At 35.5% G+C, this 18,381-nt stretch carries 19 protein-coding genes and 1 pseudogene; 16 read left to right on the forward strand and 4 right to left on the reverse strand.

Translation table 11 applies throughout. The features are described 5' to 3' along the window. Positions 1-9: 9 nt before the first annotated feature. The 5 genes from Q1A40_RS09575 to Q1A40_RS09595 all read left to right on the forward strand — a co-directional run bounded on the left by Q1A40_RS09575 (position 10) and on the right by Q1A40_RS09595 (position 1,734). Positions 10-324, forward strand: a complete 315-nt coding sequence (locus tag Q1A40_RS09575; protein ID WP_299999568.1) for a hypothetical protein — start codon at positions 10-12, stop codon at positions 322-324. Between the two features lie 76 nt (positions 325-400). Further along, positions 401-697 carry a hypothetical protein gene (locus Q1A40_RS09580; RefSeq protein ID WP_299999569.1) on the forward strand — a complete coding sequence of 99 codons (297 nt, stop codon included), beginning with the start codon at positions 401-403 and terminating at the stop codon, positions 695-697. 121 nt (positions 698-818) lie between these two features. Next, complete coding sequence (locus Q1A40_RS09585) at positions 819-1,055, forward strand: hypothetical protein (RefSeq protein ID WP_299999603.1); 237 nt, start codon at positions 819-821, stop codon at positions 1,053-1,055. A 26-nt stretch (positions 1,056-1,081) separates the two neighbouring features. After that, positions 1,082-1,432 (forward strand): hypothetical protein, encoded by a 351-nt coding sequence (locus tag Q1A40_RS09590; protein ID WP_299999571.1) that lies wholly within the window; start codon positions 1,082-1,084, stop codon positions 1,430-1,432. 65 nt (positions 1,433-1,497) lie between these two features. Beyond that, entirely contained in the window at positions 1,498-1,734 is a 237-nt protein-coding gene (locus Q1A40_RS09595) for a DNA-binding protein (protein ID WP_299999573.1), read from the forward strand. A gap of 47 nt (positions 1,735-1,781) precedes the next feature. Here the strand turns inward: Q1A40_RS09595 and Q1A40_RS09600 are convergent, their stop codons facing one another. Both Q1A40_RS09600 and Q1A40_RS09605 read right to left on the reverse strand, forming a co-directional pair. Beyond that, positions 1,782-2,261: a DUF4756 family protein gene (locus Q1A40_RS09600; protein ID WP_299999574.1), complete on the reverse strand. Its 480-nt coding sequence runs from the start codon at positions 2,259-2,261 to the stop codon at positions 1,782-1,784. A gap of 224 nt (positions 2,262-2,485) precedes the next feature. After that, complete coding sequence (locus Q1A40_RS09605) at positions 2,486-3,055, reverse strand: replication/maintenance protein RepL (RefSeq protein WP_103158525.1); 570 nt, start codon at positions 3,053-3,055, stop codon at positions 2,486-2,488. A gap of 1,654 nt (positions 3,056-4,709) precedes the next feature. Between Q1A40_RS09605 and Q1A40_RS09610 the strand changes: the two genes are divergently transcribed. Continuing rightward, a complete protein-coding gene (locus tag Q1A40_RS09610; protein ID WP_299999575.1) occupies positions 4,710-5,474 on the forward strand; it encodes a hypothetical protein in 765 nt (254 codons plus the stop codon). 682 nt (positions 5,475-6,156) lie between these two features. Next, positions 6,157-6,789 (forward strand): DUF2971 domain-containing protein, encoded by a 633-nt coding sequence (locus Q1A40_RS09615; protein ID WP_299999576.1) that lies wholly within the window; start codon positions 6,157-6,159, stop codon positions 6,787-6,789. Positions 6,790-6,881: 92 nt separating this feature from the next. Here the strand turns inward: Q1A40_RS09615 and Q1A40_RS09620 are convergent, their stop codons facing one another. Continuing rightward, on the reverse strand, positions 6,882-7,259 hold the full coding sequence (locus Q1A40_RS09620; protein ID WP_299999577.1) for a hypothetical protein: 378 nt from the start codon (positions 7,257-7,259) through the stop codon (positions 6,882-6,884). Between the two features lie 468 nt (positions 7,260-7,727). On the opposite strand from Q1A40_RS09620, the gene Q1A40_RS09625 reads away from it, so the two are divergent. The 4 genes and pseudogenes from Q1A40_RS09625 to Q1A40_RS09635 all read left to right on the forward strand — a co-directional run bounded on the left by Q1A40_RS09625 (position 7,728) and on the right by Q1A40_RS09635 (position 11,882). Then, positions 7,728-8,282 carry a membrane lipoprotein lipid attachment site-containing protein gene (locus tag Q1A40_RS09625; protein ID WP_299999578.1) on the forward strand — a complete coding sequence of 185 codons (555 nt, stop codon included), beginning with the start codon at positions 7,728-7,730 and terminating at the stop codon, positions 8,280-8,282. Continuing rightward, positions 8,263-8,465: pseudogene (locus Q1A40_RS23170) on the forward strand (hypothetical protein). Before Q1A40_RS09625 ends, Q1A40_RS23170 begins: the two are co-directional and overlap by 20 nt. 538 nt (positions 8,466-9,003) lie before the next feature. Beyond that, positions 9,004-10,089, forward strand: coding sequence for a DUF4297 domain-containing protein (locus Q1A40_RS09630; protein ID WP_299999579.1), 1,086 nt, complete (start codon positions 9,004-9,006; stop codon positions 10,087-10,089). Between the two features lie 59 nt (positions 10,090-10,148). Continuing rightward, the gene (locus tag Q1A40_RS09635; RefSeq protein ID WP_299999580.1) at positions 10,149-11,882 is read left to right on the forward strand and encodes a hypothetical protein; all 1,734 of its coding nucleotides are present in this window, start codon (positions 10,149-10,151) and stop codon (positions 11,880-11,882) included. A 116-nt stretch (positions 11,883-11,998) separates the two neighbouring features. Here the strand turns inward: Q1A40_RS09635 and mobQ are convergent, their stop codons facing one another. After that, the gene (gene mobQ, locus Q1A40_RS09640) at positions 11,999-13,420 is read right to left on the reverse strand and encodes a MobQ family relaxase (RefSeq protein WP_299999581.1); all 1,422 of its coding nucleotides are present in this window, start codon (positions 13,418-13,420) and stop codon (positions 11,999-12,001) included. A gap of 1,011 nt (positions 13,421-14,431) precedes the next feature. Between mobQ and Q1A40_RS09645 the strand changes: the two genes are divergently transcribed. The 5 genes from Q1A40_RS09645 to Q1A40_RS09665 all read left to right on the forward strand — a co-directional run. Continuing rightward, positions 14,432-15,001, forward strand: coding sequence for a type 4 pilus major pilin (locus Q1A40_RS09645; protein ID WP_299999582.1), 570 nt, complete (start codon positions 14,432-14,434; stop codon positions 14,999-15,001). A gap of 173 nt (positions 15,002-15,174) precedes the next feature. Continuing rightward, on the forward strand, positions 15,175-15,426 hold the full coding sequence (locus Q1A40_RS09650; RefSeq protein ID WP_299999584.1) for a hypothetical protein: 252 nt from the start codon (positions 15,175-15,177) through the stop codon (positions 15,424-15,426). 2 nt (positions 15,427-15,428) lie between these two features. Beyond that, positions 15,429-15,704 (forward strand): conjugal transfer protein TraD, encoded by a 276-nt coding sequence (locus Q1A40_RS09655; RefSeq protein ID WP_299999585.1) that lies wholly within the window; start codon positions 15,429-15,431, stop codon positions 15,702-15,704. 189 nt (positions 15,705-15,893) lie between these two features. After that, positions 15,894-17,240, forward strand: coding sequence for a shufflon system plasmid conjugative transfer pilus tip adhesin PilV (gene pilV / locus Q1A40_RS09660; RefSeq protein ID WP_367275739.1), 1,347 nt, complete (start codon positions 15,894-15,896; stop codon positions 17,238-17,240). Between the two features lie 425 nt (positions 17,241-17,665). Continuing rightward, the coding region (locus Q1A40_RS09665; RefSeq protein ID WP_299999588.1) for a hypothetical protein at positions 17,666-18,381 on the forward strand (716 nt) is incomplete at its 3' end.

Raw genomic sequence — 18,381 nt, forward strand, 5'->3', positions numbered from 1 at the left:
GGAAATAAAATGAAGAGTAATAAAATGAAAAATATCAAAGAATCATCTACCAATATTTTTACTGCTATGGCAAAAAATCTTTATATCTCAGGAATACGTATATATAAAGAACAAGAAGAACTTGAAGTGTTAACGGCTATTATGTTGGATAGCGAAAGAACGGAGCTATATCTTTCGCATGTTAAAGATTATCTGGCAAAACGCTTTGATGCACATATGGAAGAAATGGGGAAAAGAGAAAGACTGATTTATGTTGATATGGATAAAGTTATGCATGAAATGAGATATGTTCATACTCAAGCATTACTTTTTAGTATGAGCTAATAACACCATATTTGGCCCCGGAAGGGGCTAATAAGAATAATGAATAAAATAAGCATTTAACTATGAGGGTATAAATATGTCCAAAGAAAAAATAAGTACTAATAAATCAACCGAACTGTTCTATGAGCTTGCATGTAGATCGTTTGCCGCAAGCTGGAATATGTTCATGGAAGTTAATGGTGATGGTGACGCCAATGATTATTTGGATGACCCGGATTTTATGAGTCCGTTTATTATCTATGTGATTGACCATATTCAGAACAACTTTGAAAGATTCACTGCCCAAGAGGGTAATAACGGTGATATTAATCAGGTTAACTTTGAACTGGTTGCTGCCATGTTAGTTGAGTATTCAGATATCTTTAGAAAGTAAAAATAAATCTTGCCCCGAAAGGGGCTAACCAAAAATATAAGTGGAAGTGTAAATGGTAAACAACATAAAGAAAAACGAAATATCTACGATATTACGTAAAAAAGACAGCGAACAAAGTTCTATGACAAATAAAATATCTGTAGTAGTAAGTATGCTTTGCGAAGGAACCCCGAAAGTAAAGCATACTATTCAAGAAAGCCTAGATGTGTTTATTGCTCTGAGCGGGTATTCAGTAGAAGAAATGATAGGAAATAAAAACTTAGTAGATGCATTAAATCGACATGTCAATAACGATTTAGTCGATGAGTTAGATCTGGAATACGGTTCTGTCATCATCAACATTGTTTATAACAACTAACCATTAACATAATAGAAGGATTAAAAATGAAAGAGATTATATTAAATAAAAATAAAAAAGAACTAAACGAACTTATTGTCAATATTTTGCAAGGATACTGTGATGAAATATATGGCATTTATGAAAAACATCATGAAACAGCAATCGATATTTTAAAAGATGGTTTCATGTCAAGCGTCATATATGATGTTTTGATAACGCGTGAAATGAAGAAATACTCTATCAAAAATGATGTCTCTGATATAAACAGAAGAGATTTAAAAACCGTAATCTTGTACTGGCATCAAGAACACATCATTGAACTTGTTTCGAAAAATATAAATCAGGATGAAAATCAAGACCCTGTTTATTGGAAACTAAAAGTGACAGTTGTTTGATGATAAGCATTATTATTCCCTCGAAAGAGGGAAATAGCATGAATGAATAAACTAAGGACTACAAAATGATTGATGAATTCCACGTTATGTATATGTATAGAAAAATCCAAGCTGAAGCGGCTACGACTGACATCAAAACACTGGAACAGTTGTTAAAGAAATTTCGGCAAGTAGTGGCTGAGCGAAGAGAAGAATACTATCAAAATATTGATGAGAAGAAAGCTAAGAAACTCAGAGAGAAACGTTTAAGAATATTACTGGATAAAATAGAGCGTGACCGGATAAATCTTGATGAACTTTAATAAACACCATATTGATTAATCTGCCAACATGGTGATAGTTAATAAACTTAAAATGACATTTTTCTCTGTTTTTTATTTGATTTTTCAATATCTGATGAAATATGTGAAAGCTGACCAAGGCTAAGCTCAACAGAGCGCTGAAACGCCAAAGCTGCTTCTGTGCGTTGTTTTACCACCAGAGCAACAATCTCAGCGTCTGTTTTTTCTGAAATAGCTTTCTGGTAGATCATGCGCTCATGCAATGTATTAATATTACCGGATGATTTAGCGGCTGTTCTTGCCGTTGAGCCGCTTATCGGATTAAGTTCGTCAATAAAGCTATCTATGAGGGATTGTCTCTTCTTATCCAGTCTGCGGAGTTCACTATGAGCAGATCTGTATTTATCTACTTCAGCGCCAAAAGGAGTAGCCTCACGAACTTTGCGATAGCCTTCCAGATATTCATCCATTGATGGTTGTTGTTTTAGTTTTTCTATAGTTTCAAAATAAGTTAACAAATCGCTGTTATCCAGTTTTATTTTTCTCATAATATGCCCTTTAATTATATACGTTATAATATATTTTAAGGGATAGAGAATAACTGTCAAATTCAGCGGGGATAAATAATGAAGCATTTTATTTTTATCACTTCAAATATGTTGCAATATTTTTATTATCCTAAGTAAACTCACTATTATCAGTGTGAATCTTGATTATTCTAACTTTCCCTTATTTCCCTGTTATTGAGTGCTGAATGTTTCTTCAAACATCTTCATTTTTTCACCTTTTTATTAATGGCTTTATTAGAGTTTTTACTTGAAAGATAATATGTTTTCATAAATGTTAAACGATCACCATTAAACATATAGTCTGGATTAATAAAGTAATAGTTCTGAATCATAGTCTCTGCGATAAACTTTTTGTCAGCAAGTTCTTTCATCCCCTTGAAATAGGTTGTTCTTGATATCTTTACGACATCCTGATCAACAATATCGTATGACATCAAAATAGTATCAGTATCCTTATTATCTCTGATAGCAAGATACAGGATCTTGAAAACTTTTTTACCCGATGAAGAAAGCCCTTCGATAGCTGATACTCCATCAACATAAAGTTTCACGAACTGTGTTTTATCTACCTCCATAGCCTGAAAGAAACCACCATTACCAACTTGCTCTCCCGTATTTTCATTAACTAATGCCAATCGGTCTTTCCCTGTAGTAATACGTCTGACACCTGTTTTTGTATGTAGGTTTGTATCATTAAGAAATGGGTTTTTTGTATGGCGTGGAAGACCTCTTCTTGATTTCTTTATTTCATTTTGTATATTATTTTCAATCATGTTATTTACTCCTTTATTATTTTAGTTATATATCTAAGTAAATACTATATTCTTCATGCAAGTCAATACTTAAAGTTTATATTTTTTAAAATAACTAACACTTGATGTTTTTATTTCTGAAACTTGTAGTATTACAGCATATGTATAAATAACACTTTACCATTTTTATTTGAGAATACTTATCAACTTAAGTACCGGGATTCGGGACTTTAACTCCCGGATGCCGGTACTTGGTTTTAAGCTATAGCTGGTCTGAGAGCATTTTTCTTCTTCATTATTCAATTAGCGAAGCTGAGAACAGCTATATAGAGGTATTTTAGGAATATAGTCTTACCGTTTATTGTATTGTTTATTTTTGTATTTAACCCGTTTTATAATCTGCTGTTATTTTTCTTGATTTTATATTTCAGCGAAGTGATTGTTTCATACAATCACGAAGCGCTGCTGGTATTATGGGATATTGCGGTTTGTTTTTCCTTTACTTTATTTTCGGCTACTGCCGCAATTCTTTATGGATAAATCCATCATTAACAGGGGCAAGCCCTGTTTCAGCAATGTGATTGTTTTGGACAATCACGAAGTGCTGCTATTTGGGATATAGTTTTACTATACGTTTAAGAGCAAATGCTATGGCCTTGATGATCTCCTAGTTAATATACAGAGAAAGGGCGAAGCCATGAGCGAAAGCTCATAAGAAAAGATCTGTTTTCAATGAGAAGTTTTAATTAAGAATAGGGTAAAGCTAGCGCATAAAATCTCTTAAAAACTAAATCGAACATGAATTGATAAGATTAATTATACTCTTATTATATTAGCGGCTAATGCCGCAATTTTTTATGGATAAATCCATCACCAACAGAGATGAACCCCTTTTCCAGCAATATGATTGTTTCGGGAAATCACTTAGTGCTGCTTCTTTAAATATAGTTTTCCTATATGTTTAAGAGTAAATGCTATATTTTATCGAGGTAATTCTATGTTTAAACATAGGATCAATTTTATTATTTTTGGATACAACGATCTGAAACAGATCTCTTATCCTTTTTCTATCAACATTGAAACTATCTTATCACGATAAAAATATTGATGTCAGAGTTAGGACGTAGCCGTGCTTATGAAAACAGACTTATCGTTTTCGGTAGCACATGAGCGTTAGCTCATAGAGGGGGGGATTTTCAAAAAAAGATGTTAGTGCAATAAAAAGGAAAGCTTCGCAATGAAAATTATATTTTTAACTCAAAAATAGCTAATCGTTGCTAAATCTTTAAACCCCATATAGCTACCATGAAAATAGCCCGTTTTCTTTTAATCCTCTTAAGTATTATCTCTTACTTCTTGCAAAATTAAATTAAGCTAAAATCGGCTTGTAGCCCTTGCGGTATAAGGCTTATGAAGAAAATATGCGACTGACCGTACAGTCAGTGTTCCTGACTCTGTGGTCAGTATTCCTGACTCCACAGTGAGCTTTCCTGACTCTGTAGTCAGTTTCTATGTCATTTTTTAGCTTAAAAACGACAGCACTTTAAATTATCGTCACTGAAATATTGGCGATTTTTTTAATATTTTTGCAATAAAACATGCAAAAAAACTTGATATCTATTTTGTGCATGGTATTTAATTGACTATAAATAAAATAATAAGAGGAAATAATAGGATGAATGAAATAGATATTGATTTGGATTTAGGCTTAAATCCTTTTTGCTTTGATACAGAACTTAAGATTGAAACAAGGAAGAAAAATCTAACTGTTTCAAGAGGAACGGAACTTATCGAAAGGAAAGATACCAGTAAAAGTTATTTCGCCAATATCGTACATACACAAGAGGTCGATAAGGAAGAGTTTATTAAACTCTATACGTCTAAGATAAAAGCATACTTTGACCTCACTAAAACAGCATATAAGGTGTTTTTCATATTTTTACGAATATATCAAGATGCGATTGGAAAAGATCACTTTTATCTGAGTTGTAAAAAAGCAATGTCGCTCGCAGAAAAAATAGATCACTTTGCTTTGTCTGAGTCTATCTTTTACCGAGGGGTAAAAGAACTTATAGAGAAACGTATTATTGCTAAGACTAATGAAAAAAACTGGTATTTCATAAACCCAGCTATTGTCTTCAATGGTGATCGTGCTCGCTTTGTTTCAGAGATTGTAAAAAAGAAAGAAGTAATAGAAGAACAACCCGAAAGTATAACCTGCACTGACCAAAGTAATAAAAATATTAAAGAAGAGGATAGATCAATTGAGTCAGTCATAGACAGTGTAAATAACCAAAAAGACATAGATTTGTTAATCGCAAGATTACAGGCTAAAAAGCCCCAAAGATCGATGATAAATAAAAACATGGAAGGATGTATAGCCGCTGATATAGCAACTCTATTACCGCCAGAAGAGCCGTTAGATTGGGATAATATATAAAGGTATCTACAAGGATGATGTGTCGTGATTAATCAAATAAGATGAGTGAGAATACTTCATATATGAATATTGTATGAGGTGTTATTCATATAACCTAAGTTAAATTTGATTTTTCTAAAACAAATATGGCATTAAAAATAAAACAAAAAGGAAAATCAAAAAATGAATAATATTAAAATCATTACGCTCTTTAACGCCAATCAACACATACCGTTTATGACCTGTATAGTTAAAGATGTTGAAGAGAATGAGCACGGGATAAAACTCACTCTCGAAAATGACAATAACATTTTTATCAAAGACTATGATTCATTCGTTCTATCTGAATCAGCAGATGATTATGATAAGGCACGAATGATTAATGTATATAGGAGGCTAATATGTTTTTTCTCGAAAAACTATTAAGTGTTTAGCATAAAATCTGGAGTGTAAGTGCCTATCTAGTTGATGAATCATATGAGCATGGGGGGGGATCTGGTCAGTACCTATCTGATAAATTTTAGGAGCTGTAAGTTCAAGTGTTAGATTGAGGGGGAGCACTTTATGATATATTATATCAAGTTTTTGAAAAAAGTTAAGATTTTTGCAGTATTTAATTGACCTAGATAGTAGTTATTTAATGATTAAAGAAATTCAACTGCTATCTTCATATAAAATATAGCATAAATAAGGAGTGTCAAAATTGGAAAATAATAAATTGCGGAGATACACAAATCTACCTTCTTTGTTATGCATGCTAACAACTAAAGAAATTACATTGCTGGATCCAAAATCATGGGATGACAAAAACGATTCTTATTTTTTAGATATATATACAAATAAAAGAAAACTAGCGAAAACTCTTGCACTTTGCATGACCAAAAAAAATGAAACATATCACCACTGGAGTGTTTTTACTCAAAAAGATAGTGGTGTTTGTATCGTATTCGACTTCAATAAATTTAAAGCACATCTTGATGAACAGGAAAATATAATTCATGGACATGTAAGCTATATGACACTAAAACAAATCAGAAGAACTCAAACTATCAATATTGATAAACTACCATTTTTGAAACGTCATGCTTTTACGGATGAATCTGAGTATCGTTTAATTTACCCCTCATCGGAGGATATAGTTTATAAAAAAATTCCATTGCCAATTAATGCGATCAGCAGAATATCAGTTAGTCCTTGGATGCCAAAACCATTCTTCGAAGTAATTAGAAAAACGGTCAATAATATAAGTGGTTGTAAAAATATAAGGGTTAGTAGTTCTTCACTTATTGATAATACTACTTGGAAAGAATTTGGAGATAATATTAAAATATCATAAAGTAGAGTGAATTTTTTGACTCATGTGTTTTTACTAATAATAATATCAGGATCTAAAAATTTAGAACCTGATATTGCAGTATATATACTATTTTAATCCAGCAGCCCTTTGGAAACCTTACTCGCTGTCTGACTGAAATTATAACGATCCACAACATCCCCTTTAAACCAAATCTCAAGAGAATTCATATGGGCTGTGCTACTGTTCTTTAGCAAAGCCAGACCGGGAATGTAGTTAGATAGCTGAGTTTCTCCTGACATACTGGAGTAAGACCACATTTCCTGACCATCATTACTTGCCCGTGTCTGTGGCTCACCAAATGCAGCTAAGATTTCCTGCTGTGTTGTTTTCCCTTTAACGATTTTACTTTTTACGGTTTGTTGGGATTCGTCTTTCAGGGATTTGTTGCCATAGGTAGTGCAGGCAGTAAGAGGAAGGACAACCAGTGCCACGATAAACAGCTTTTTCATGCTAACTCCATAGAAGGTGATAAACGCAATAAAAGTGAGAAGGGACTTGAACCAGCTTTGCTTCTCACTACCAATAAATGCTGCTAATCAGTGGTAAGAAACCCGCGCTAAAGCCCATACGATTTTGCTGTTTACTCTATCCAGTAACACTTCATGCATCAACCAATTGATCGATAAAATAGATCGATAACCTGAGTTCGATAGTCAATAACTATTAATAATGCGATTTTGATCGGTATTTAATTACTTCAATCGATCGATTTATTATTATTGATAGGTGTTAACTATCATTATTCTGATTTTGATCGGTACAAACGATATGACGAATGTAAAAAATAATTGAATGCTATCAATTAGTTAATTAGAGGGGTTAGCTATGCGATACCTGTTTTTGAACAAGATAAAACAGGCTCATACGCTGACTGACCAAACGAAAAGACAGCATTTCTATTATCAGGATGGGCTAATATGAAGAAAATTTTACTGGTTGCTTGCACAGCTCTGGTTCTTGCTGGATGTGGTGAGAAGGGTGATTTTGAGAAAGCGATTAATGCAAGACTCTCAACATCTGAGCTTTGTTACTCACTACAGGACAATGACTTTGCTTTTAACAAAGGCTTCCCGGTCAAGGTTAATAACGGCTACCGTTCTTCTGGATACAACGCCAGTGATGAGATTTTAAATGGCTTAGCTGAACAGGGACTTATTACTGTTTCACAGGAGCCTAACGGCTTTGGTAGCATGACTGTTTTAGAAGTCACAGACAAAGGCGAAGAGGTTGATTTTTGGAACCGTGAGAAAGGTGCCTGTGTTGGTCACCGTGCTGTTGCTGAGATAAAAAGCTGGACTGAGCCAAGTGACCGTAATGGTGTTAAAGTGACGCAAGTTACTTTTACATGGAAACTGACAGGTGTTCCAAGCTGGGTAGATAAGGATGCTTTCTCTGGTGTGAAGGGTATGAATGAACCAGTAGAAACGAAAATTGTTCTGGTTAAGACCAGTGATGGGTGGAAAGCTAACTAAGAGGCTAATATAAAAGCCAAATCATTAGATTCCCTTTCTGTCTGAAAAAGCCAGTGCGGTGTCCACGTATGTACTGGCTGTATGGCTGGGGCTACTATCAGTTTGCCGATTATTGGCATTGTCGGGTTTTTCGCTGGGAAGGTGACTTTCTCTGATAATGTCGTATTCAGACGAAGGATGTAATCTGTCTTAATACAGAAAACCATACCTTGATGAATCAAAGTATGGTTTTTTGTATATGTAAGGGGGAGAAGAAAATCCGTAATCGATATTGAACTGACACTTGGCTTTGTTGAATAATTTAACATTATGATATACAAGAATATTTTTATTCGTATTCCGATTTTTTAGGTCTGTCATGATTTTTCTTTGTTCTAGCTTATTGATTTCTCGTTATCGCACAAACGTTTTTTTTCTTTTCCTGAAAAATTGTTCAGGCAAAAAATCATATAAAACAATGGGTTTAATTATTCAACAAAGCCCTGACACTTTTGCAATTTAGGACCACGTTTACCTGATAGGCACGCTTCGTGCCAGAAACGGACATTAGTGCTTTACATCATGTGTTGGGCCTGCTGGGCTTCGGTTCACTCGCGCCATGTACCTGCTTCCGTGTTCTCGGAGCGAACGATTTGATAGACTTTGGGGCCGTCCTAAATTAGATTGTTAAGAAAAATTAGTAGTGATTCGTGTCATCTCCACCAGAAGGATGGACTTATCAATGGAACGCAATATTTTGGGTCATGCTCAAAGAGAAAAATCAGGGGCAACCACATTTGGTAAATATGATTTCCAATATCATTGGGCTTTATGCAGAATAATTGAAAAGCATAAATCTAATTCTGACTATGCATTATTAATTGAATATCATGAGGATGTTGTTATAGCAGACTCGATGTATGGAAGTGCAGCGAAATTTGAATTTTTCCAAGTAAAGAACACTAGAAGACCTTTTACTTCTGACGCCTTAACTAAACGAGAACAAGGTGCTAAGGGGGCGAAGATTTCTATTCTAGGTAAGCTATTAAGCTCATGCATAAACACTGATTATGAAACACGCATTACGGAAATAGGCCTTGTGTCCTCAAGCGGTTTCTTATTTGATCAAAAAGATAATAATCTAAAGCTAGATATTATAACTTCAGGTGATCTTAGCATAGATTGCCTATCTGGGTTAACTGGAAAATTAAAATCTGAGCTTGGGATAGATATCCTGCCAGAGAACCTAAAGTTTATTGTACCCAAAATAAAGCTAGAGAATCAAAAAGAGTTTGTTATTGCTAGATTTGCTGAATTAGTAAATGAAATATTTCCCAATAGTCATAGTAATGCCGTAAATATTTATAGGGCAATCATCGATGAGATTCATCGCAAGGGACAGAACACTTACGACTTTACTGTTTGGGAGAAAATGATAGAGGATAAGTCTCTCACTTCCCATAAGGTAAAGGATGTCATAGCCGTTAACACAACAAGTCCAAAAATTGAAGACTTTGAGAGGGATTTTGAGTATTTAGCTAAAAGCGATATGAAATGGGGCACCTTAACTTATCGAAGAATTAATAAAAAAATAAAACAACTTTTCTTACGTCGAGTAGGGTACGCTTCAGCTTTTGATATGAATATAATGAGAATTGCTCAGCAGGCGCTCAGTAGCGTTCCAGAAGAAGATTTTACAGAAACCAGAGATTACATTGAGTCAGTTATTGTAAAAGCTAAAGAATTGAATATTGAAGCTCAAATCCCAGAAGATGACGATATACTTTGCGAGATAATTTATTGTTTTTTAAAGGTGATGCATGAATAATATAAAAAACAAAAAAGATCACTATAAATTATTAATTAGAAACTTAAGGAACAAGAAAAATGAGAAACTTGACATTTCAACGATTGGTTCTGATATCAGATTCGAAAAAACTTGCGAATCAGTTCATGTTCCCGAAGAGATTGAATCTAATTACCGGAAAAGATAACAGTATTGGTAAGTCCACTCTAGCCAAGAGTTTACTATGGTCTCTGGGATGTGATCCTGTTATCGATGAAGAATGGAAATCTAATGATATTAAATCGATATTATATTTCACTATAAATGACAAAGAATATTTTACTTGCCGAGGAAGCCACTCAATAATTTTGGGGGCTGTCGGTGGAGAAGCGAGAAGATATACATATATAACTGGTGACTTTTCAAAACACCTATCAGATCTTGTTAAATTTAAAATGAAGCTTCCTAATCGTAGTGATGGAAATTTAGAGACGCCTCCGCCAGCATATTACTTTTTACCATTCTATATCGACCAGATAAAAAGTTGGAGTTCACCGTGGAATTCATTTGAAAACTTAGGTCAATATGCCAACTGGAAAAACTCGTTAATCAAATACTTTACTGGATATCTGAAACCAGAGCATTTTGACATTGAAGAAAATATTCATGACTACAACGAAGTTAAAAAGAAATCAGCAGAAAAAATAGATAAATTCCAAAGCGCAGTTGAAGTTATAGTTGATAATTCAGCCGACTTTCCATTATCCTTAAATACTGAAGAGTTCAGCAGAATTCAGGAAGAAATAAATACTGAACTTCATGAGTTGATTGACTATCAAACGAGGCTTTATGATGCTCAGGCTACAATAAACTCAAGTATTTATGATCTCGAAAGGCAGTATGAGTTAGCCATCAGTTCTGCAAACGAACTTGAAGAAGATTATAAATTTGCGGTAGAGTCTATACCTACGGATAATTTAGAGTGCCCATTGTGTGGTACCCTTCATGATAACTCACTACCTAATAGAGCTCTGCTTCTTTCAGAAAAGAATTCGTTGCTTGATGAAGCAAACTCAATAGCATCTAAAATAGCTGAACTTAAATTATCATTAACTGATTTAAATAAAGATGCTCAGTTTGCCACTAATGAAATTGAAAGAATAAATAAGAAATACATCATTGATAATAATGCGAGCGAAAGAGATCTCATTGCTCAGGTAATAGATACCATATCCATTGAGAACGTCTCAAAAAACATTCAAGTTAAAATTGATAATGAAGATCTCAAAATCAGCAAAGCCAACAGTTCCATCACGGAATTAAAAAAAGACCAGAGAGAACTTCTTTCAACCAAAGATAAAGAAGAGCTGAACTCGTCCTTTATGTCCAAACTGTTGGAAAACATTGAAACGCTAGGTTCAACAGGAATAAATCTTAGCAAAGTAAAATCACCTACTGATTACAAGCGGTTGCTCGGTGGTGGTGCTGCTGAGGCTGCTAGGGGATTACTTGCTTACCAACTCTCTGTGCTGCAACAAATACATGGTGCTAAAACTTGCATAGTACCTCCTTTTATCATTGATACGCCTAACCAGCAAGAGCAGGCGGGGCACCGGTATGAAGCAATTCTCAAAGTACTAATGCACAATGTTCCTCAGGACTTTCAGATAATACTATGTGCAATGGAGAATGATGCATTAAATGAGTTTAAATATGGCGCTAATGTCATAGAGCTAAATTCAGATAAACTATTAAATGCTTCGCAATATGATTCTCTAAGATCTGAATATAAAGCTATTCAATTAACTGTGAATAATCAGAGTGAAGATGATTAAAGGAGAATGACTATTCACATAGTTAGTGATTTACTGTGCTCTATATGAATCTTGCTTAATGCTGTTCTAAGCTCATAATATAGCACTAAGTATTTTTTATAAGGCCGACCAGTGTGTCATTTGTGTGATTCATAATCACGGTTATGACGATATCCCGGTGGCCTCAATTTTGGAACGCGGCTTTTCCCTGTATATTCTGGTGGCATTGACGGCGTAAAACTCACACTGTTATCAGCATTAGTTTTAGCCTTCTCGGGACGACTTGGAAAACGTCTGATCTCTTCCTGTGTCGGACTATAAGAGTCACTGTTAAATCTGGCTCGTCTTTCATACTCAGCGCGTGGCACATTGATGCCTTGAACCTCATCAAAGACATAGTTTTCAGCAATACGCTTATCATGATCAGCATCCACGGAAACAGGTGCAGGTTTCTTCTTGGCCCAAATGAATCTTTCCTTGAAGAATTCAGCTACTAGTAAGGTAAAGCGTTTAAAAATACTTTCCTTCTGTGGTTGAACCTGTTTTCTCTTAGATTTAACAGGAGCGCGTTTAATTGCTCTGGGTGTTGGAGAAGAGGATGTTTTCAGTTTAGTGCGTGTATGAGGCGAAGGAGCAACCAGAACAGGTTTTTGTTCGGCTGATGCTGATTGTGAACCTGTATCCGTCAGGATGATTTCAACAGGCTCTGGCAGTTCAGAGACAGTGAAACTATTAAGGTCTACTACAATCTGCAGATCTAAATCTTTAAAGGTATTGTATGTGGCTACAGCTTCCTGTTTCAGCTCATCACGAACAGCCTGTTCAGCAGCACGTTGTTGTCGAGCTGTTTGACTGTTCCATTTAGCACGAGGTATACGTTGCATCGCTGGACGGCTGGTTAGTGCTGCCTTAGCTATCCATAGTGCTTTTTCTTCTACGTCTAATGTTATAGTGGCATTCTCAAGCGCTTCATTATGCTGGATCTCAATAGAACGGTGGTCAATACGTTCATTGCTGCCAGCGGCAGCCAGATAGTGATTGGCAAATGTTGCCCATGATTCACGCCACTTAATCACATTTTTCTTATCATTCCAGCTTCGGTCTTTTTTACCAAAACCTTCAGCGGTGATGGGTTTTAATGTCAACATTACATGGGCATGGGGGTTTTGACTATCCAGATCATGGAAAGCGATATCAGCAATCATGCCTTTATCAACAAAGTTCTTCTGACAGTAATCCAAAACCAGTTTTATCTTGTCTTCGTTGTTAAGCTCACAAGGGATAGCAACGTCAAAATAACGGGCTGTTTGACCATCCTTCTGACGCTCAACCCTTTCAACTTCATTCCACAAAGTGGTTGAGCTTTCGATAATATGAGATGGAGCTGAAGCAGGAGCTAATATCTGATGATGGAATAAATCAGAACGATGGCTAAAATCATAGGTGTTGCCAGTACGATCATCTGTTATTTTGCAACGCGCGTGATAGGCAGCCTTCCTACAGGAAGACATGCCCTCTGAGCGTTTCACAATTTTAAACTCCAGATGAAATATTGCCATATAATAAATAACCTTAAATATAATAAAAACTATCAAATAAACATTAACGCTCACTCTGCTGGTTTTAGTTTTTCGTAAGAAAAACTCAGGGGTTGACGTTGAACTTGGTTTTGCTTTTAGCCTGCGGCAGGCAACCGTCGGTAGACCCCACACGCTCACGAAGTGAGTGTATAAGTGGGCATTGTTTTATTTTTATATCTCCAAACGGAGCTAAAAAAATAAATACAATGTAAAACTTTCCCTTGTCTTAATTAATAACACTAGTTTGACTGACTGTGAAATTAAAGAGGTTAAAATCAGATAAGCGGCTGAGGTAGAGTGATAATATTAGTCTTTTGGATTTTAGAGAACGCCCGTAAGGGCAATAAGAGTTAATTACCTCCCGCCGTAAGGCGGGAAAGACCAAATTCATTAAAACAGGCTTATGGCAACGATTTTATTTAAAAAGGGATGGAATAGGTTAGGGGCTAAAATCAGAATAAGAAAGCAGTAGGTGAAAAATAAAACACAAACATACAAAATTAAGTAACGTGGGGAATATTAGATATTTTATGTTAGTGATCGCTATTATAGGTGTTGCATGATTACATATAGGGTCTGTTGCATTTTTGTGCAGACTCTTGTAAACACCATTTTTGGATAAATCCAATCTATAACAGGACATGCCTGTTATCAGCAATGTGATTGTGTAGAACAATCATCAAGTGCTGCGTAAGATAATATTAGTTAGAAAGTGTTTAATTAAATTTGACATGTGAAGATTATAATTATACTTTTTATTCATCATCACAGATGAATACCTCCATGTTCAGTCTTGTGTTCTGCGATGATTTTAATAAAGTCAAATAAGCTCGTAGCAAACAAAAGGCCAGATTATTCTGGTTTTTTGTTTGATCTTAGGTAGCCCGTCTATCAGATAACGGAATACAAAGAAACAAAAAAGAGTTGTTTTATATTTTACATGATTTATTTCTTTTACATCTTTTCCGTTAACTAAGGAGATATAAGGAAATGAATAAAACAGTATTAATTAAAAATAGAAAAAGTAAGAAAGGCTTCTCACTCTTAGAACTATTGTTAGTTCTTGGGATTATTGCGGCATTAGTGGTAGCGGCATTTATTGTTTACCCTAAAGTACAAGCTTCACAGAGAGCACAAGCAGAGAGCAACAACATAGCAACTATTCAGGCAGGCGTTAAAGCTTTATATACCTCAGCATCAAGTTTTACGGGCCTTTCAAACACAGTGGCTGTTCAGGCAAAGATTTTCCCTGATAACATGCTGAGTGGCTCAGGATCGGCGGCTCAGCCTGTCAATGCCTTTAAAGGTAATGTTATATTAACTGCGGTAGCAACGGGACCATCAAAAGCTCCCGGTTCTTCTTTTAACATCACTTACTCTAATGTGCCAGCAGCTGAGTGTACTAAAATCATTACCGCAGCAGCGGGTAATTTCTATGAGGTTGGTGTAGGAACAGCAGCGAATGTGAAAGTAGCAGGTGATGTATTGGATGTTTCTAAAACAACGACACAATGTGCAGCGGGTGGGAATAGCAATACTCTTATATTTACATCCATTTAATGTGATTTGCACTTCTGATATTTCATCAATATTATTTTTTTCCTTTTATTATCAATGAAATTATCAGGAGTGTTATTTAATGTCTGGTTTTATTTTTATAAAAAACCACCATTGTATTGATTATTATTCAAAATGTGTTAAGGAATAACAGACAGTCAATACAAGGAGATGTAATGTATAAGAACAACGATGAGGTCATCGCTTGGGAAGCGAAAAAACTTCTTGATGAAGGTATCTATACTGATACAGAACAAGCCTATTTAGAAGCAGAGAAGATAGTTATCCATATAAGGGAACAGGCAAAAAAGCGTCAGGTTAAGCAGCAGTTTAAATTGAAAATAAAATCAATCAAACACAGAATTAACAGTGGTAAAGATTATGCTCATATCCCTTATGCTAAAAATAAAAAATATTTGGAGGATTAAATATGACAACAAAAACGATAAAGCAACAAATCGCAGCAGCTCAGGAACGTTTATTTTTCTTGGAAGCTAAAAAGAAACAACAAACAAAAAAAGAAAATACACGTCAAAAAATAATTTTTGGCGCAGAGGTTGCCAAAGTCTTGGGATGTGATATTGGTTATGTAGATAAGGAACTAGTGTATGGTCTTTTACTTAATATATCTAACATTCATGAAAAAGATATCGAAAAACTCAGGCAACAAGGAAAAGACTACATTAACACCTACATCAATAAATAACTCTTTCACGTCCGAACGGTGAACTGACTTAAAACTTGCTTTTAGGTCGGTGAACTGTTGACCAAGCCCCAGAGGGCGCGGTAGCTAATTTAATTCATTATTTCCTTTATTATATATCCTATCCCTATTGACCACTTTTTTATTTTTGCTAATTAAATATTACGTGAAAAACAAAAAAGGACGATGAAAATGAAAAAACGATTTAAAAAAGGATTCTCATTATTAGAACTTATATTGGTTCTTGGTGTAGGAGCTACGATGGGATTAATCAAGTTTCAGGATATGAAATCAGAACAAGAAAATATTCTGGCTTCTGCTGTTGGTCAGCAAATGAAACAGATGGGTGAGGCAGTGAATGGATATATTAATATCCGCTACGATAAGCTTTCAACGTTATCAAATGCTGCTGGGAATGGATCTGATCCGGGGCCAAGAACGTGTAGTGGCAATGTCTGTGAAATCACATATATGACATTAATTAATGAAGGCTTGTTGCCTTCCACCTTTTTGGGCATCAATGCTCAGAAGTCTGGCTATAGGATACTGTTAAAGCGTGATGGTATCAGCCCTAACTATGTTGTTAATGGGCTAATTACAACAACGCTTCCTTGGTCTGAGGGAACAAAAATACGTTATGACCTGTTAGGAAAGGCGATGTTATCCGCTGGCGTTGATAGCGGTATGACAAAGAGTGCAACCGTTGCTTCTGGTTATGAAGGGCAATGGTCAGAAAAAAACTCTGACTTCCGTAATATCACGGCTGAGGGTTTATTAGCTTATCGCACAGGGTTTAACAGTGCTATGTATACAGTTTATCTTCGTCGCGATGGAACATTGCCTATGACGGGCGATTTGAATATGGGTGGTAAAAATATTGGTAATGCTAAGAACATCACTGCAAGTGGTATAGGTGATTTTGGTGGGGATGTTTCATCTGAGGGTAATATTATGGCTAAAAAAGAAGTCATAGCGCATAACGGCTATGGCGATAGCATCAGATTAGGTGGTGATACGGCTGGTAATGACTATGAACTCTATTTAAGCGCCAACAAGCCGTTATCTTTATGGTCATCTCCAACAGGTGGCACCGCTACTGATACAAATAAATCGAATACCTTGCTTAAGGTAGCAGGTGCCATCAGTTCAGGTGATATTAACTCGATTGGTAATATTACTTCATCTGGGAATTTAGTCTCGAAAGGCAATGTCTCTGCCGCAGGTGTTTTACAGTTAGGGCAGGTGAATACCGTTGGGGCTGTGTGTAAAAATAATGGTGATATCAGCAGAAATGCAGCAGGTGCGATATTGTCCTGTCAGGCTGGATTATGGAAATCAGTATCAGGCAGCAGCTTATCATTCAAATCTGTAGGTGAAAGATATGGCTCAGTTTCTCCTTATGATTACTGTGCTATGTCATCGATAATAAAAACGGGGCAGGGGGCTTATTGCTACATCCGTCAAGATTATAGTAATCCAAAATTATGGACTTACAGTGGTGGCGATGAGTGTGTTTTTTCCTGTTTCCGTATGGAATAATAAACAGGACTTTAAATGAGTATAATGGTTTGAATGTTATACTCATTTTTGTATTATCGTTCTTGGCCTCAGGAAACTATCCTTACTTGTCAAATTCAAAAGCCCTAACCATACAACTGTCGTTAATACCATGAAAATCAACTCAGTATTGCAGCCCTAAGGTGTAGAGAAAACTAAGTTTTGACCCTATATTAAGTGTGGGAATTTTAGCCAGAACAGATTGTTTATCATCGTGCCTGCTTGACTGAAACTTCTATTTATCAATGGAACTAAGAGGTACATCTACATTTTTATAACACTCTATCATTGGAGTTGATAATTTTTGGTTATGTATTCAATTATAGAGGTTTATTTTTTATCAAAATTGTGTATTAATACTTTTTATCAATTTGAAAATGAAAAATATCTTGAATGGGTAGCATATAATGTCTAAGTCGCAAAAAGATAAAACACCTAATGTAAAAAACGATGTTTTAGAATCAATTTCTGATGTTGACAATATAATGCACAGTGATAACTCATCCAAAATAATGGAATCTAAATTAAATCAAGATCTGACGTGCGTCAGTATGACAGATAGTATGTCAGCCATTTTATCAAAAGCTGTATTACCTGATTGGATGGAAAGAACTAATGCTCTGGCGAAAACGCACAGTGAATTATTATCTTCCAGCATGGCTGGTAATGCCTCAGCCTTTTTAGCGTCAAAAGCTGTATTGCCTGATTGGATAGAAAGAACAAATGCTCTGGCGAAAACGCACAGTGAATTATTATCTTCCAGCATGGCTGGTAATGCCTCAGCCTTTTTAGCGTCAAAAGCTGTATTGCCTGATTGGATAGAAAGAACAAATGCTCTGGCGAAAACGCACAGTGAATTATTATCTTCCAGCATGGCTGGTAATGCCCCAGCCTTTTTAGCGTCAAAAGCTGTATTGCCTGATTGGGTGGAAAGAACTAATGCTCTGGCGAAAACGCACAGTGAATTATTATCTTCCAGCATGGCTGGTAGTGCCTCAGCCTTTTTAGTGTCAAAAGCTGTATTGCCTGATTGGGTGGAAAGAACAAATGCTCTGGCGAAAACGCACAGTGAATTATTATCTTCCAGCATGGCTGGTAGTGCCTCAGCCTTTTTAGCGTCAAA

Origin of the sequence: uncultured Cedecea sp., assembly GCF_947498825.1 — a bacterium.
GTDB lineage: Bacteria > Pseudomonadota > Gammaproteobacteria > Enterobacterales > Enterobacteriaceae > JGM124.